Source organism: Vibrio penaeicida, from assembly GCF_030689305.1.
In the GTDB taxonomy this organism is placed as follows: Bacteria; Pseudomonadota; Gammaproteobacteria; order Enterobacterales; family Vibrionaceae; genus Vibrio; species Vibrio penaeicida_B.
Map to the genome: position 1 here is coordinate 18,855 of NZ_JAUYVM010000019.1, position 17,255 is coordinate 36,109.

Annotated in this window: 14 protein-coding genes; 7 read left to right on the forward strand and 7 right to left on the reverse strand. The window is 44.4% G+C overall.

Going from position 1 to position 17,255, the window contains the following annotated elements; genetic code table 11:
- The first annotated feature begins 10 nt into the window (after positions 1-10).
- Complete coding sequence (locus Q8W40_RS23035; RefSeq protein WP_305400539.1) at positions 11-1,174, forward strand: DUF3541 domain-containing protein; 1,164 nt, start codon at positions 11-13, stop codon at positions 1,172-1,174.
- Positions 1,175-1,197: 23 nt separating this feature from the next.
- Here the strand turns inward: Q8W40_RS23035 and Q8W40_RS23040 are convergent, their stop codons facing one another.
- Positions 1,198-1,623 carry a GNAT family acetyltransferase gene (locus Q8W40_RS23040; RefSeq protein ID WP_305400541.1) on the reverse strand — a complete coding sequence of 142 codons (426 nt, stop codon included), beginning with the start codon at positions 1,621-1,623 and terminating at the stop codon, positions 1,198-1,200.
- Positions 1,624-1,824: 201 nt separating this feature from the next.
- A complete protein-coding gene (locus Q8W40_RS23045) occupies positions 1,825-3,033 on the reverse strand; it encodes a NupC/NupG family nucleoside CNT transporter (RefSeq protein WP_305400543.1) in 1,209 nt (402 codons plus the stop codon).
- A 567-nt stretch (positions 3,034-3,600) separates the two neighbouring features.
- Here Q8W40_RS23045 and Q8W40_RS23050 point away from each other — a divergent pair.
- From Q8W40_RS23050 to Q8W40_RS23075, 6 genes are all read left to right on the forward strand, one after another.
- Positions 3,601-4,110 carry an SRPBCC family protein gene (locus Q8W40_RS23050; RefSeq protein WP_305400545.1) on the forward strand — a complete coding sequence of 170 codons (510 nt, stop codon included), beginning with the start codon at positions 3,601-3,603 and terminating at the stop codon, positions 4,108-4,110.
- Positions 4,111-4,156: 46 nt separating this feature from the next.
- A complete protein-coding gene (locus tag Q8W40_RS23055) occupies positions 4,157-4,510 on the forward strand; it encodes a YciI family protein (protein ID WP_104402637.1) in 354 nt (117 codons plus the stop codon).
- A 28-nt stretch (positions 4,511-4,538) separates the two neighbouring features.
- Positions 4,539-5,732 carry an RNA polymerase sigma factor gene (locus tag Q8W40_RS23060; RefSeq protein WP_305400549.1) on the forward strand — a complete coding sequence of 398 codons (1,194 nt, stop codon included), beginning with the start codon at positions 4,539-4,541 and terminating at the stop codon, positions 5,730-5,732.
- A 143-nt stretch (positions 5,733-5,875) separates the two neighbouring features.
- Positions 5,876-6,583, forward strand: a complete 708-nt coding sequence (locus tag Q8W40_RS23065; RefSeq protein ID WP_305400550.1) for a response regulator transcription factor — start codon at positions 5,876-5,878, stop codon at positions 6,581-6,583.
- Complete coding sequence (locus Q8W40_RS23070) at positions 6,573-8,009, forward strand: ATP-binding protein (protein ID WP_305400555.1); 1,437 nt, start codon at positions 6,573-6,575, stop codon at positions 8,007-8,009. Before Q8W40_RS23065 ends, Q8W40_RS23070 begins: the two co-directional genes overlap by 11 nt.
- Before the next feature lie 4 nt (positions 8,010-8,013).
- Positions 8,014-9,258, forward strand: coding sequence for an ABC transporter substrate-binding protein (locus Q8W40_RS23075; protein ID WP_305400557.1), 1,245 nt, complete (start codon positions 8,014-8,016; stop codon positions 9,256-9,258).
- Positions 9,259-9,373: 115 nt separating this feature from the next.
- On the opposite strand, the gene Q8W40_RS23080 is transcribed toward Q8W40_RS23075, so the two are convergent.
- From Q8W40_RS23080 to Q8W40_RS23100, 5 genes are all read right to left on the reverse strand, one after another.
- Positions 9,374-12,526 (reverse strand): efflux RND transporter permease subunit, encoded by a 3,153-nt coding sequence (locus Q8W40_RS23080; RefSeq protein ID WP_305400559.1) that lies wholly within the window; start codon positions 12,524-12,526, stop codon positions 9,374-9,376.
- A gap of 2 nt (positions 12,527-12,528) precedes the next feature.
- A complete protein-coding gene (locus tag Q8W40_RS23085) occupies positions 12,529-13,662 on the reverse strand; it encodes an efflux RND transporter periplasmic adaptor subunit (protein WP_305400560.1) in 1,134 nt (377 codons plus the stop codon).
- A 470-nt stretch (positions 13,663-14,132) separates the two neighbouring features.
- Positions 14,133-14,915: a LytR/AlgR family response regulator transcription factor gene (locus tag Q8W40_RS23090; RefSeq protein ID WP_305400561.1), complete on the reverse strand. Its 783-nt coding sequence runs from the start codon at positions 14,913-14,915 to the stop codon at positions 14,133-14,135.
- Positions 14,916-14,930: 15 nt separating this feature from the next.
- Positions 14,931-15,983, reverse strand: coding sequence for a sensor histidine kinase (locus tag Q8W40_RS23095; protein ID WP_305400562.1), 1,053 nt, complete (start codon positions 15,981-15,983; stop codon positions 14,931-14,933).
- Complete coding sequence (locus Q8W40_RS23100; protein WP_305400564.1) at positions 15,983-17,254, reverse strand: hypothetical protein; 1,272 nt, start codon at positions 17,252-17,254, stop codon at positions 15,983-15,985. The genes Q8W40_RS23095 and Q8W40_RS23100 overlap by 1 nt, the downstream gene beginning before the upstream one ends.
- Position 17,255 lies beyond the last annotated feature (1 nt).

Here is a 17,255-nt window from a genome sequence, read left to right on the forward strand (position 1 = left end):
AAAATGCGACATGAAATTACTTGCTCCCACCCTCTTGATAACATCGTTCATTTTCGCAACTCAGACTCACTCAGCAGATGCATTAGATTTGCTTAATCACACTGAAGCTAAAAGCGATATCGCAGAGCAAAGCGCTCTCGACGACCTAAGCTATTACGCATCAGCTGAATTAATTAAAACAACCTACCAGAAACAACTCTATACCTTGTCGCCATTCAAAGAAGGGCATTTTGGGTTACGAATGTACCGCCAAACATTGGACCCACAATACAAATATGCCATTTGGAGCGACCTCGCGCGCGTAGCAAGTAAACTCAATCGGTTTAGTGAAGAAGTACATACACCAGAGCAAATTCACAAGTACTCTATTCAGAGACTTTCTCGTTACCTCGACGATCGCGATGAACGCAGTTTACGTAGGTTTAACGCCACCAAGATGATGCCTGAATATATGTACCTTGGTGTGGGTCTTCTAGGTTCGATGGCACGGGCAAATGAATATGGGCTGCAACACAAAGCAGACGCCAAGCTTAGATCCGTTATTCGCCGTTTTGATTTTAAAAAATACGCGACCAATTCGACCATGATCGAAGCGTGGGCAGCACAACTTGCGAATCAAGTGTATTGGCTTCGCCAGTTGGGTGAACAGGACGTTGTCACAGAATTCATTGAGAGCTTCCGTGCCACCTATCCAGATGAAAAGGATGCCGAACTCACTCGGCAGCAATTTGGCAACAAGCTTTATGGAATGACCCATATTATCCTTGCAGACTCAGGCTATTACCAATATTCAGTTTCAGAAAAAGAACATCAGTGGATCTACGATTACTTTAGAAGCAATATCTCGCTTATCCTTGAAAGAGCAAAAGAGGATGTGATTGCCGAAGTGGGGATTTCATTCTTACTCGCAGGTTTGGATAATGATCCCGTTGTTGAAAAGACAAGGAAAGCCATCAAAGCTTCCATCAATTTGGAAGCCGGGTTAGTTCCATCGGTTTCAGGTAGCGTTTCACTTTCTGGTGGTGAACATCGAAATGTACTAGCCATTATGTTGCTAGACTGGAAAGGCACTAACGCTGCCCCCAAATATCAGCAACACAGTTCGGTTTTCTCTTCACTTCCCTATGGGCTTGAACCGAAAAGCCTTGCTAACACACCGCCTTCACCTCATTAACCTGAATTTAGGGTCTTCAGACCCTAATCTTTTAAAACGCCATCCAATCTTTTACCCATGCTCACTGACTCATCCACTGCATAACCCAAATGTTTGTAAAAGGCGATCACCTTCTCATTGGTGCTTCTGATTTGGAGGTTAATTTTAGGACAACCTTTCGCTAACAGCTTTTCTTCTAGCGCATCCATTAGCGCTTTTCCTGCCCCACTGCCCTGGAAATTTGGGTCCACCGCTAAGTAATTAGCCCAACCTCGATGCCCTTCATACCCGCCCATCACACTTGCGGTGATTTGGCCATCTTGCTCTAACACCAAAAACAACTCGCGGTCATGAGCAACTTTTATGTCTATGTCTTTACTGGGATCGTTCCAAGGTACAACCAATCCACAGGCGTTCCATAATTCGATGACTCGCGATTTATCTGAGTCCTTAAATGTCCGTATTTTCATATTCGTCCTTTATTCTGCTAACAATGCTATTCATGTACCCAAGTGACCTTAAGATGCAGGGTTCAAAGCCGCTGATCCAAGCATCTTAAGGTTACTTGGGTATAACTTCCAAAGGTACAAAAATAAAAGGGCTGAGAAAACCCCAGCCCTTTAAAAATCAACAAATTGAGTACTTAAGTACCCTTTATCCCTCTGGTTCTACTAAAGCAATATAAAGAGACCCGCTAAACACGCACTCATTAGGTTTGCCAACGTACCAGCCAATACCGCTTTAAAGCCCAAATTCGCCACTTCGGAACGTCTCTCTGGCGCAATAACACCAATAGAACCCAGCTGAATGGCAATTGAACCAATATTCGCAAAACCACACAAAGCAAAAGTGACAATCACTTGTGTATGTTCTGAAAGTGCATCTTTGTTTGCCACAAAGTCGATAAAGGCGACAAATTCATTCATGACCACCTTTTGACCAATGTATGAACCAGCGGCAAGCACTTCGCTTCCCGGAACACCTATTACCCATGCTAATGGCGCAAAGATATACCCAAAGATAGCTTGGAGTGTAATGCCTCCAAATCCGGCGAAATCCCCTAGCGATTCCAAACCTGTGTTCACCATAGCAATCACACTAACAAAAGCGATAAGCATGGTTCCAACCGCAACAGCGACTTTCATTCCGTTCATAGCGCCACTCGCCAATGCATCAATCACATTACTTTGCTCAGCTTTGTCCATTTCTACATCATGGTTCTGCGCAGGTGTTTCTTGTTCTGGCACCAAGATCTTTGCCATCAGTAAGCTGCCCGGTGCCGCCATGAAACTCGCCGCGATCAGGTATTTCAATTCCACACCCAAGCCTGCATAGCCACCTAAAACACTGCCCGCAACAGAAGCCATACCACCCGCCATTACGGCGAACAATTCTGATCGAGTCATCTTTGAAAGAAACGGACGGACTAGGAGTGGAGATTCCCCTTGAGACAAAAAGATATTACCAGTCGCAACGAGGGATTCTGCTTTGCTCGTTCCAAGAAACTTTTGGATCCCGCCACCTATAAATTCGATGACTTTTTGCATAATGTCAAGGTAATACAGCGCCGAGATTAACGCACTGAAGAAAATGATGATCGGCAGAACTCGAACCGCAAATATAAAACCCGTGTTGGCAAGATCACCGAACAGAAAGGCAATCCCCTCATCGGCAAAACCGAGCAAACTCGACACTCCACTACTCAAAGTTGTTAAGGCAGCTTGCCCCCATGGGAAATAAAGCACTAATGCAGCAAACCCAACTTGAAGCATCAAAGCACGCGACACGGTTTTCCAGTTTATGGCTTTACGATTTTCAGAAAAAAGAAACGCACAAAGTAACAGGGTAAAGACACCCAAAAGGCTAAATAGAATCGTCATCAGATTTCCTGTTATCGGCAGTAAAAAGTGGAAGCATTAAATTGCAGAGCGGAATACAGAAAACAAGTTTGACTGGGCATGGTATGAAACCAACCCACGGGAGAATAGGACATAAAAGTCATTGAATGTTCACCTTTACAAGCAGTTAAAAATAGCTGGTCCGGTCCTTGGGGTCATTCACCTGCCCTATCGAGCACTCCTTGTGACGGCTTGTATTGGTTATTTATGATTCATCGCTTTGAACGAAAAGCGATGAATTTATCAGCCTCGGCTTATAACCGAGTGAGAAGTATAGAGAATAAATTGAGATATTCATCACATTTTTATACGCAAACGTTCGCGCGAACAATACTTAAGCATTTTTAGGATTCACTATTAAATACAAACGTTTGCTTCAAATGATCCGCGCTTTAACGCGCGGAGGTTTCCATCATCGAGAAAAAATAAACGGCATGTTGAACATTTTTTATTTTGAAAATGTCCATTGAAGAAAAACTGGTTCGTCATGTGAGTGAAAGCAATATTGCTTTACCTAACGCACAGTTTGTTAATTAAAGGAGAAACAACATGACGTTTACTACTATTTTTATGTCGATTGTAGGCATTTTAATTTTGTTGTCTGTCGGCGCGCTTTTACTGCCAAGGCACATTAAAGTTGAAAGAAACACGCTTCTTCCTTCTGGTGCAAAAAAAGTACTGGAATTGGCGTCTTCCAATCGTGGCTATCAACAATTCAACCCTTATAAGTCAGAAGATCCCAATCTGAAAATCACGCATTTTGGACCTGAAACCGGTGTTGGTTCTGGTTTTCACTTTAACGGTAAAGACGGTAAGGGAAGCCAAACCGTGGCATCGATATCGGATACCTCTGTTCAGTACAACATTGACTTAGGAGCCATGGGACAACCTACACAAATGATTAAAGCAGAGCCAAACAAAAACGGCGTTTTGGTTACATGGCAAATGAACATGGATTTAGGGATGAACCCCATTTCACGAGTGTTCGGGTTATTTATGGACAAAATGGTAGGCAAAACCTTTGAAAAAGGGCTGACCAATTTAGCTCGGGTCGTTTAACTCAAAACCAGAATATATTCATTACAAAACATCTAAGGAGAACATTATGCGCTATACATTTTTACTCTACACCGATCCCGCTGATATTGCTCACATGACACCTGAAGACTGGGCGGCCGAAAAAGAGGTTTACGGTGCCTACATAGAATCGCTTCAAAAAGCAGGTGTATTTGTTGATACAGATTGGCTCCAACCTGTAGAGACAGCCACAACCTTGAGCGTGAAAGGTGGGAAGAAACATGTGCAAGATGGTCCATTTGCAGAAACAAAAGAGACATTAGGTGGATTTTTCGTTGTTGACGTGGCGGACCTAGATGCTGCGTTAGCTTGGGCAGAAAAATGCCCAGCCGCCAAAGTGGGTAAAGTCGAAATCCGTGCTTCTGCTATGGGCACCTATTAACGCTGTATTTTAAGAAGAATGAGGTGTTATGAATAACGAATACCGTGCCGTCGAAATGGCGGCACGTGAATCATACGGTAAGCTTTTGGCTTTTCTTTCCGCTAGAACGCAAGATATTGCCTTAGCAGAAAATGCATTGGCAGGCGCGCTTGAGAAAGCGCTCACTTATTGGGTGGAGAATGGCATTCCCAAAAGCCCTGAAGCGTGGCTAATGACCGTGGCAAAAAATCGCATTACCGATAGGCAACGTCAACTTGCTAAATTCCCTGAGGAATCGGAAATACAGGAGGAATGCGAAATGGATCAACATGAAAACACGTTACCCGACAAACGATTAGAGTTAATGATGGTGTGCGCGCATCCTGCGATCTCATCAGAGCTGCACACACCATTGATGCTGCAAACGGTACTTGGGATTGAGGCGAAGGTTATTGCCCGACTGTTTATGTATTCACCGGCTGCGTTAACCAAAAAGCTCGTACGCGCAAAAGCTAAAATCCGACATTCAGGCATACCTTTTGCGATCCCAGATCCCTCCCATTTGGAAGAGCGTCAAAACGCCATATTTGAAGCCATTTATGCACTTCACACCTATGATTGGCTGGATCCTAACGACAACTTTGGAGAAGAGGCTCTTTACCTCGCCTATATGTTAACTGGGCTAATGCCAGAGAACCCTGAAGCAAAGGGGTTAGCGGCGCTCATCGCATTAAGTCAATCGCGTTGCAAAGCCAGAATTGTAAACAACGTTCTCGTCCCTGTTGATCAGCAAGATATGGCGTTATGGGATGATACACTATCTCAATACGCCCATCGAAAGCTGAAAGATGCCTACCATCTGAATGAAGTTGGACGCTTCCAGATTGAAGCCGCTATTCAGTCCATTCATCAGGCAAGAAAACAGACCAATAAAACCGATTGGAAGGCATTAAGCCAGCTCTACCCTGCGTTACTGAAATACGCTCCATCAGCGGGTGCCATTGTTGCAAACATTGTGGTGCTAGCTCATGTATTAGGATTTAAAGAAGCCCTCGAACAACTGGACAAAGTTGAAGTACACATTGGGTCTGGCTTTCAACCATTATGGGCAGCCCGTGCAGAATTCCATGCTCAAACAGGTAATAAAGAAAAAGCCCTCGTGAGTTACGAAAAAGCGATGTCACTTGCAACCGATACACCCACTATTCGGTTCTTAGAATCCAAACGAAATGCACTGACTTAGCGGTGACGTTGCCCTCTAACCAAATAGCACTGGCGCATTGTAAGAGAACACTTACAAATACATGATATAAATGTGATTTCTACGAATTGTTTTGGCTCCGTTATCCATGCATCATATTCAACATGGAATGGAAGGAGCACAGCATGGATAGCAAACAAATTTTGGTCGTTGATGATAATTTGGAGCTCCGAGAGGCATTAACAGACTATTTAGGACGCTCTGGATTTACCGTTGTCAGTGCCGAGAATGGCACCCAGATGTGGCAATTCTTAGCTGATCACACACCAGACTTAATCATCCTAGATATCATGATGCCCGGCGAAGATGGGTTCACGCTGTGTCAAAAGCTAAGAAGAACCTCAGATATCCCCATCATTATGCTCACTGCAGTCGCAGAAGAAGCCGACAGAGTCGCTGGTTTGGAGATGGGCGCGGATGACTACATTACAAAATCATTTAGCCCGCGGGAATTGCTTGCAAGGATAAAAACCATTCTCCGTAGAAGCCAAATCTCCTCCGACAATGCGATTCCTAAATGCATACGCTTTGCTCAGTGGGAGCTCAACACGGTAACAAGGCAATTGATCCATTTATCGACTCAAGCCACTAAACAGATGTCTGGTGCGGATCTTTCTCTTCTCTCATTATTTATTAGAAACCCCGAATCTATCTTGACCAGAGACGACATTGCCCGGGAGATTTGGGGGAGAGATGCCGACCCACTAGAAAGAGGTATTGATGTTCAAATCAGCCGACTTCGCCACCATTTGGACGATAAAGATCGTTCACTTATTCTGACCGTCCGCAGCAAAGGTTATATGCTCACGTCAGGCGTAAATTATGAACATTAACCTCATTCCACGCTCCCTTGCTTCGCGGACTTCTCTGTTTCTTCTTATCGTTATTGTGCTCGCCCAATTGCTATCTGGTGCGATTTGGTATCAGCAATCTGCGAACAAGGACAAACAAGGGTTACTCAATACAATAAGAAGCTTAACGCTTAGTGCATCATCGACGGTGTCTTTCTTTCAAACACTTCCTTCGGAATATCGCCATCTCGTTCTCAACCAACTGCGTAATATGGGCGGCACACGCTTTTTTGTTTCACTCAATAATCATCAAATCCCGCTTACGCCGATTGCAGAAAGTGAAAGAAAATCTCTGGTTATTGATGAAGTCAAAACAGTACTCGGAAGCGAGCTGGATAACATTCGAAGTATGAGCATTGATTTCACTTTGCGAGAACACCTAAAAGTCTTTAACAACGAATTGCCTATTGATGAGCTTCCCTTATTGTGGGCACATTACACTCTGTCTTACGGAGACATTAATCCGCCTATATTAGTGATGCAAATTGAAGTAGCGCCGAGTGAATGGTTCTACCTCGCTGCTGTCTTACCTGCACCTTATGTCAATTTGGAAACGAGTTTTTTCGACATCAGAGAATGGCTCACCATGTTTTTATCGGCATTTTTATTGCTCGGTTGTACTTGGCTGGTTGTTCGAAAAGAATTACGTCCAATCCGAGCGCTGGCAAAGGCTGCTACCTTGATGTCTAGCAAGCTAAAGGTTCCAAATGTCAACGAAGAAGGCAGCTCTGAGTTTCGCGCCGCCATCCATGCCTTCAATAAGATGAACCGTAGAATTGATAGCCACATAAACGATCGTGAAATGCTATTCAGCGCTATTTCTCATGATTTAAAAACCCCTATTGCGTGTTTGAAGCTACGCTCAGAAATGCTCGACAACGCTGAAGACAGAGAGCGTTTTTCCAGAATCGCCAATGATCTGGACTTGATGGTAAAAGGCGCGCTGCAATGTATAAAAGCCACGGACATTCATGAAGAGATCGAACTCATCAATATCCCTGCTCTGCTAGAACACATCATTAGCACCACGCAAAACGGCACTTCAACGATCTTAGTTCACACTCACAATGCACAGCCCTACGCGGGCAAGCCTTTAGCCATGAAACGTTGCTTGCAAAATCTAATTGATAACGGCATTAAATACGGTCAGAAAGTTGAAATCGATATCAACGACTCAGAAGAATCACTGGTTATCAATATATGGGACCACGGAAAAGGAGTAGAACCCGCGCTCATTGACAAGATCTGTGAACCTTACTTTCGTATCGAAAATACCTCCGATAAAGAAGGAAATGGTCTTGGTCTCACTATCACGCAAAGCATCGTTAAAGCGCACGGCGGTCATCTTTCTTTTAAACCCGCAACAACCGGTGGCTTATGCGCAATACTGACATTCCCAAGAGGTTAACAAGATGATTCGTATGGTTTTAGCGGCAACGCTATCCTCATTTTCAGTCTCAGCCACGACCACAACCGCTACGGAAATGGAGTTCCTACATTGGTGGACATCACAAGGCGAAACAAAAGCACTCAATGTGCTCAATGAACAGCTGCATTCACATAATATTGAACTGCATAGTGCTTCCGTTGTTGGCGGCGGTGGAGACAGCGCGATGACGGTTCTGCAAGCAAGAGCATTAGCAGGAAACACACCTCACTTTGCGCAAATAGAAGGGCTTGCTATCCGTTCATGGGATGCCATTGGGATTTTGCATAACTTAAATACCACTGCCAAAGCTCAAGGGTGGGATCAACACTTGTACCCGCTGGCACAGTCTATTAACCACACCGATAACGGGTATGTCGCACTTCCTATTACATTACATAGAATGAACTGGCTTTGGGTTAATCATAAAAACCTTCGCGCATTAAACCTTGAAGTGCCCTCAAATTGGGATGAGGTATTCAATGCGATGGACAAAGCAAACCGTCAGGGCATTACCCCACTTGCTATTGGCATGCAGCCTTGGCAAGTCGTTCAGCTCTTTGAAAATTTGCTTTTGGCAAAAGGAGGCGTCGATTTTTACTACCAAACGCTCGTGCAGCTTGATTCCACCAATTTAAAGTCCGACACAATGCAAGCTATCTTGCGTGATTTTCGTAAGCTCAGTCAGTTTGTTCAAAAAACACAGCCCGATTCAAAATGGGATACCGCAACGCAATCTCTTGCCGAGAATCGCGCGCTCTTTCAATTAGGGGGAGACTGGATACTGGGTGATCTCATGGCACGTGGTGTAAACGTTCCAGAAGACATCGGGTGTTATGCCGCACCGCAGACCCAATCGGTGTTTTTGTACAATATGGATAGCTTCATTTTTATGTCGCGGAAATCTTTTGATCAGCAGCAAGCCAACAAACTCGCTAACGTAATGGCAAACAAAGACTTTCAGTCTTCCTTCAATCGGTTAAAGGGCTCGATTCCAGTTCGAAAAGACATTTCACTCAGCAATTTTAATCCTTGTCAGCAACAATCTCGGCACGATTTCATTCGCGCGACCGTCAATAACCTCGCAGTTCCCAGCATGACGGATTCCATGGCGGTCAATCCAATAGAGCAGCACGCCATCAATAGTGAACTATTCCGCTTCTTCAAAGACCCCAGTATCTCGGTAGACACTGTCATTACACGCATCGTTTCCATCGCCAGCAGCAATTAACCCATAACGAAACATCTCTACGTTAGTTGGGGATAGAGCTGGCAAAACAATGGGTAAAAAAATACCCCAGAGTACGTCTGGGGTATTAGATTTTATGAATCAGTAATTTTTCGTGCTACTCGTCTTTTAGCTCCACCAGCTTAGTGCTGCCACCGTGGAACTTCTCGCGTTTTCTCTGCACCATTGCGTAGAAGCTTGGGATCAAGAACGTACCCGCAAGAAGCACACAAAGTAGACCGCCCACCAAAGAGACACCCAGTGAGTTTTGACTGATGTAGCCCGCTCCGGATGCAAAAATCAGTGGTGTGATACCCAGTATGAACGACCAAGACGTCATGTTAACCGCGCGGAAACGCAGCTCACCGCCTTTAACGGCTGCTTTTTCAATCGCGACTTCTTTATTTTCCCGCTCTAATTTCGCGAACTCCACAATCAAAATGGCGTTCTTGGCGGCGAGCGCAATAAGCAGAACTAAACCTATCTGTGCGTATAAGTTAAGCGGTATACCCGTTAGATTCAGTGCAATGAAAGAACCTAAGGTTGCAACCGGAACCACTAAAATAATCGCCAGTGGGATCGTCCAACTTTCGTACTGAGCAACCATAAACAGGTAGATAAAAATCAGCGCAAGGGCGAAAGCATAAATCGCCTGATTACCCGCTAACTTTTCTTGATACGCCAAACCTGTCCATTCGTATTGGTAACCATGAGGCAACACCTCAGCCGCAACACGCTCCATTGCCGCAATCGCGTCACCGCTTGAATACCCTGGTGCCGCTTCCCCTTGGATAACCGCAGAACGGTACATGTTGTAACGCCATGCTACATCTGGCTCAAACACTTGCTCATAGGTGACTAAAGTGCTCAGTGGAATCATTTCGCCTTTTTGGCTGCGAACATGAAAACGACCGAGATCTTCCATGTCAGTACGGTGCTCCGCGTCGGCTTGCATGGTGACGCGGAAGTTTTTACCAAACATGGTGAAATCATTGACGTAGATCGAACCCAAGTTCCCTTGCAATGTTTGGAAAATCTCGCCTAAAGGGATTCCGAGTTGCTTCGCTTTTTGACGATCGATATCGAGATAGTAGTGCGGAACGTTTGCACGGAATGTACTGTAGGTATAAAGAATTTCAGGCTGCGCGTTGGCTTTTGCCATCACCTCACCCATAACCTGAGCCAAGTCACTGCGATCTCGACCTAGCGCATCTTCCAACACAAATTCGAAACCCGATCCTGCTCCCATACCCGGTACGGCAGGCGCACCCATAGCAAAGACGACAGCTTCAGGGATTTCTTGTGCGGCACGAGCATTAATACGCGCAGTCACAGCAAAGGAAGAATGATCACCTTCCATACTGTTTCTTTGGTTCCAATCTTTTAATTTAACGAACAACGATGCGCCGTTTGAAGCAGCAGCTCCCGTCAGGAATGCATAGCCATTTGCTACTGTTACCCCTTCAATACTTGGTTCTTGATTGATTAGGTCCATCAGTTTTTCTGTTGCCGCTTCGGTTCGCGATAATGAAGCAGAATCTGGGAGCTGAACGTTAACCAACATAATGCCTTTGTCTTCTTGGGGAACAAACGCAGTCGACGTTGTTTTCGCGAGGTAAGAAACCGCCCCCACCGCTACACCAAAGAACACCAACGCTAGAATCGCTTTTTTAACTAAAAAGCCCGCTGCTTTTCCGTATTGCTGGGTAATCTTGTCTAAGCCGCGGTTAAATGCTTCAAACCATTTTGCCGTATTACCGCCTCCCTGTTTCAATACCAGCGAACACACTGCTGGTGACAGCGTCAGTGCGTTAATAGACGAAATTACAACTGAAATACAGATCGTTAGAGCGAATTGACGATACATGATACCAGTGATACCAGGAAGCATCGCTACGGGGATAAATACAGCTAAAAGAACCAATGTTGATGTAACGATTGGACCTGTTACCTCTTTCATTGCTCTTAAGGTTGCTTGTTTCGGCGATAAGCTTGGATCGCGCTTCATGATTGTATCGACATTTTCGATAACCAAAATGGCGTCATCTACCACGATACCGATAGCCAAAATCAAACCGAATAACGTCACGGTATTAATCGTGAAGCCTGTCGCCAACATAATGGCAAATGTACCGATAAGTGATACTGGAATCGCAATAACCGGAATTAACGTCGCGCGTGCACTGCCAAGGAACAGATAGGTGACGGCAATAACCAGTAGAATGGCTTCGATTAAGGTTTTAACGACCCCTTTTATCGACTCTTCAACAAACAGCGTTGTGTCATAGCTGGTTTCATAAGCCATACCTTCTGGGAAGGTTCCTGATAACTCCCCTAAACGATCCATGACCAAACCGCCGCTTTCCAAGGCATTAGCGCCCGATTGCAAGCTTAGGACAACGATTGATGCATCGTGCCCGCGGAATAACCCCGTTCCATTGTAGAAGTTTTTGCCAAGTTCCACTCTTGCAACATCTTTCAAGTACACCGCGGAACCATCAGGATTCGCGCGAAGCATGACACTTTCAAACTCTTCTACCGTTTCCAACCGCCCTTTAGTAACCAAGTTAAACTGAACGTCTTGAGGGTTGGCGTATGGCGCAGCACCAATATTACCAGCAGCAACTTGTACGTTCTGTTCAGCTAAAGCGGCATGCACATCCGAAGTCGTCATACCTAAGCTTGCGAGTTTTTCTGGGTCGAGCCATACGCGCATCGCGTATTCACCGCCGCCAATTACGCTCACATTACTGATGCCTTTTACTCGAGCAAGCTGGTCTTTCACATTCAGGTTGATGTAGTTAATCAAAAATTGGTCGTCGTACTTATCGTCAGGAGAAAAGAAATTCAGCACCATGAGAAGATCAGGCGAATTTTTCTTCACCGTTACCCCAACCATTCGTACTTCTGGGGGTAATTTTGACTCGATTTGGGTCACTCGGTTTTGCACATTCACCTGTGCCATATCGGGGTCAGTACCAATATCGAAAGTCACGTTTAAAGAATACGAACCGTCGTTCGCACTTTTGGAAGACATGTAAATCATATCTTCCACACCATTGACCGACGTTTCTATTGGATCGGCGATAGCCTGCTCCACTACTTCAGCACTGGCACCTGTGTAATAAGCCGTGACATTCACAGATGGTGGGCTAATTTCAGGGTATTCCGAAACAGGCAGCACCAGAAGAGACATCGCCCCTGCCAGTGTCAGAATAATGGAAATAACCAGTGCAAACTTCGGGCGCTGGATAAAAAAGCGACTAAGCATAGTTAGGCTCCAGTGTTAGCGGTATCTGAGTTTGTTACATTGACAGGCATTCCATTTCTGACACGTTGTAAGCCTTGTGTTATCACACGCTCATCTTTCGATAAGCCTTTGGTAACAATGACTCCTTCAGCCGTCTGACGACCCATTTCAATATTTCGGCGTTCGGCAATGTTTCCTTCTGTGATAATCATAATGAAGTTACCTTCTAGATCCGTTTGCACAGATTTTCTCGGGATAACGATAACTTCTTCAGCACTTTGTTCTTGAATCGCAACCCGAACGTGTTGACCTGGTAACAAGGCGTGCTCTGGGTTATCGACACTCGCTCGGAGAGAAATAGTTCCCGTATTTAGGTTGATGCGGTTACCGATAAAATCGAGCTTCCCTTTGTGTTCGTAAACATCACCGTTCTCAAGTTCAATCACAACATCTAATGCATTGGCTGCGCCCGCCCCATCGCCGCTCACTTTATCCATTCCAAAATCTAAACGTTCGCGTTCACTGACGTTAAAGCTGGTATGAATAGGATCAAGGCTAACAATTGTGGTAAGGGGACCAGAAGATGGAGACACGAGGTCACCGATGCTAACGTTGCTGCTGCTGATTCTTCCCGAGAATGGCGCGACAATTTGGGAGTGAGATAAGTTCACGTTAGCCAATTTTAATTGTGCTTCTGCCGCCTCAACTTGCGCCTGAGCGCCAAGTTTTGAAGAGGTCAATGAATCGAATTCTGACTGTGAAATATTCCCTTTAGGGAGAAGGTTCTTGCCTCGCTTGAAGTCCAATTCTGCTTTTTTAAGCGCTGCGTTTGCCTGAGATAAAGAGGCTTTTGCTGTCGCAACCTGAGCTTCGAACGACAAAGGGTCAATTTGGTACAGCACGTCCCCTTTTTCGACAAACTGCCCTTCAATAAACAAACGTTCTTTTAGATAACCGGAGACTTGAGCGCTGATGCTCGCATCTTCTACTGCTTCAACTCTCCCTACATACGTCTTACTTTGCTGGTGCATTATTGTGGTTGATTCCACTGCGACGACATTTGGCGCAGCGGCTTGTTGATTTCCATTTTCTGCTTCACCACATCCAACCAAGATTAATGAGCTGACTATTGCCAAGCTAAGTAATTTCTTTTTCATGTATTTACCAATTTTTGAAATGCAGATTATTAGGGTCTGTTGACCTTTCAAGATGATTTTTAAAACGATACCCAAGTAAACTCAAGATGCTTGGGTATAAACAATTTGGCTCTATGATTCTCACTGCCCACCTTCAGGCACAAAAACACGTATTCTCACCCTATGATGACACCTTATTTTGTTAGATTGCTTCAAATATTTCACGTAATAGTGTGTCAAATTATTGCAAATTAAAAACACCACAAGCCAATGATTATTAATACAACAATGAAAATTGTATTACAAAAAACCATTTACGATATCTATGTATAACGAAGGAATGTTTACGCAGGGAATAACACGCAGGTTAAAGTGTTACTCCACTAATGCATTTGGAAAGAGATCGGATAGAGGGAACATTGCCGTGTTGACGCAATTTCTGTTTGCCTTAAAGTCTGCTACTACAGGCTCGGCTGTATATGGAGAAAAGTTTACATTCCCTTAAACAAGTGCTGAGATGCGCGACTTACAGGAAGTTCACAACAACCGATTTTGGCAAACATTCGCCCCGCCAGATCTTTCTTCACTTTATCTATCGCTGAGACTGAAATGATTGTGGAACGGTGTATTTGCCAAAACCGATTAGGATCCAGTTGATCGAGTAACTCCTTGAGCGACATCCGAATGACATATTCATCAAACGCATCATCTTCCTTCCTACAATATACAGAAACGTATTTATCTTCCGACTTAAAGTAAGCAACATCATCAATAGATACGAGGTGGATCTCATCTCCTAATGATGCTTTTATCCAATGAAGATAATTTTGTGTGGTATTGGTTTGCCCTTTTAGTTGTTCGAACAAGGATTGTAAATCAGGTTGTGAAGGCTGGCTTTCCTCAAGTTTTGCTTGCACTTTTTGGCAGGCTTTGAGCAATCGCTCTTCATTTAAGGGTTTTAACAAATAATCGGAAGCGCTTAAATCAAACGCCTTAACGGCATATTCATCGTACGCTGTGGTGAATACTATAAGAGGAGGTCGTTGCAGTTTATTCAGCTTGCTTGCTAGCGATATCCCATCAAGCTCGGGCATTCTAATATCCAAAAAGACGACATCTGGATCGTGTTTCAATATAGCGTCAAGTGCGCTTTTGCCATCCTGAACTTTCGCGATGACATCGAGCTCTAACCACACTTCGGACAACATTTTTTGCAGGTGATGAAGTAAAAGAGGTTCATCATCTGCAATTAGAGCTTTCACTTGTTTTACCATTCTATGTCCACCAAACTACGATTTAAGGAGCACTTCTAGTGCTAGTTTATTGATAGTGATTCGAGAAGTTACGCCGTGATTGTCGTTCTGTATGACGGCGAGTTTTGCATCATCACTAAACAACGTTTTCAAACGAGCCCGAATGTTTTGCAATCCAATCCCATGCCCGCCAGATGCGTTATTACTCACCAACCCCACTCCGTTATCACTGACTTCAAGAATAATATCAAACTGGCTTTGTGTAACACTCACATTAATATGCCCGCGGTTCATGCTGGGTTCCAACCCGTGCACAACGGCGTTCTCAACTAATGGCTGTAATAAAAATGGGGGCACCATCAACGCTTCAGCAGACTCGCCTTTTGTGACATTGTAACTCATAAGTTCACCCAGCCTAATCTGCTGAATGCCTAGATAAGCCGAAAGCAAATCCAGTTCATGTTCTAGCGGTACGAACTGCGTTCGATTCTTTCGCAATGTAGCACGAAGCAAATCAGTTAAACGAGAAAGCATTTCTCTTGCACGCTCAGGATCGCTCTCAATCAATACGTTGATGTTTGCTAGCGTGTTGAATAGGAAGTGTGGCTCAATTTGGCTTTGAAGCTGCTTGAGCTCTCCTAACACAAGTGCTTTCTCTTGATCAGCCTGAATTCTTCGAGATTTTTCAAGTTCATGTTTAGCTTGAATATTTTGCTCGTAGGAGTAGAAATAATAGAAACAAAATGCGCTGAAAATAAAACCCAATATCACAATGGGTTTCATGTCTTCATAAGTGGAAAAATTTGAGTATTCACTGACCCAATAGTGTGCATTGACACTACCACCAAGCACGGACAGTATTAACGACAAAACATTCACGATCCTAGGTGAGAGTTCTGGCGTGAGTAAAGTGATTATTCTTTCACCAAGTATAGCGCTGTAGCCATATCCAAAACTTATCAGTAAATGTTTGTAATAAGGTGCTTCCCAAACATAGGATGTTACGATCGCAATAATCACACAAAATAGCGATGTAAAAGTGATGCTCTTAACCCACTCATTTCGGAGCACACCGAATTCTGTAACCATTAAAATTTTCCCTTTAAATTTAATGAAATCATATGGCTAGTTTGTAAATTCTTATAGACTGAGCCTGATTTTCCGCCGTAAAAACGTGCAGCTAGTTCTGTTTCAAAACGGGCATTACCGTCGTCATACCACTCAATTCCAATTCTAGGTGTAGCTATTACTCCTCCGTCTTCCGGTGCAACAATAACGTCGACCGTAGGTGTGATTTTTTCAAACCACGAGGGCGCACTTTCCCAACTTGTGCCCTGCCAGCTTTGAGTATCCAATGCCCAGTGAAGCATCATGTTATGTTGGACCAAATTTGCACCCGAAAGCCCAAAAGCATAGGAATTGGCTAACCCATCTTGGTGATAGTCGTTTCGCAAAGAGGTGGCGCTTTCGAATGCATTTCTCCATTCACCATCACTCCATGCTCGGTTATCAAACCAGTATTCTGCAATCACGCTATGGCCTGAGTAACTACTCCAGGTAACCCCCGTTAACGCTTGATAAGCACTGTCTTCCTTTCCAATTTCTACGGGTGAAAAGTGTGTATCTGGCTGCACGTATGTCATGTGTTTGCGTTGAATAACTGCTGAAGAATGCCATTCCCATTCGTGTCCAAAAACCGTCACCCAACTGCCACCAACCAGACCTTGGCGCACATTGTCATAATAAGCGAGTAACTGATACTCGCTATCACCTTCCAAACCGTAATAGCGAACTCCTAGTCCATTTTGTTCAGACGCTTCTTGTAACTCACTCCCTTCTTGCTGAGTAATCGAGGAAGTCGTCGCAAGAAGTGTCCATTCTCCTTTCGCACCATAGTGAGAAAGACTAAATAGCCCAACACCTTCCTCAACCTGAATGCCAACAGGGTTTCGTCGGTAAGGATTAAATACATCTAATGGACGGTAGCCATAGGCCACACCGTAATCTTGGCGAATTTTTCCTACTGTAATATCCCAGTACTCACTGCCTAGCTCTAACTCTCCTTGCCAAAAAAGCTCACGCACAATGATTTGATTTTCATTGCTTGCAGCGTTTTTTGACTGATGTAGATCATTGGCTAGTAAAGCAAATGTCCCTGAAGCTGAAAAGCCACTTAACTCCAATTCTAGTAAGGCGTCTACACTTTGTTCTTTGACTGCGCCGCTTGAAAAAAGTGGAGAGTTTGATCTTGGTGAAATGGAGTCCGCACTCACTGTCCAATCCCAATTTGCACTAAGCTCGGACGCGTTCAAAGAACCGGATAGCAAAAAAGCGATCGAGACGAGATTAAAACGAGTCACG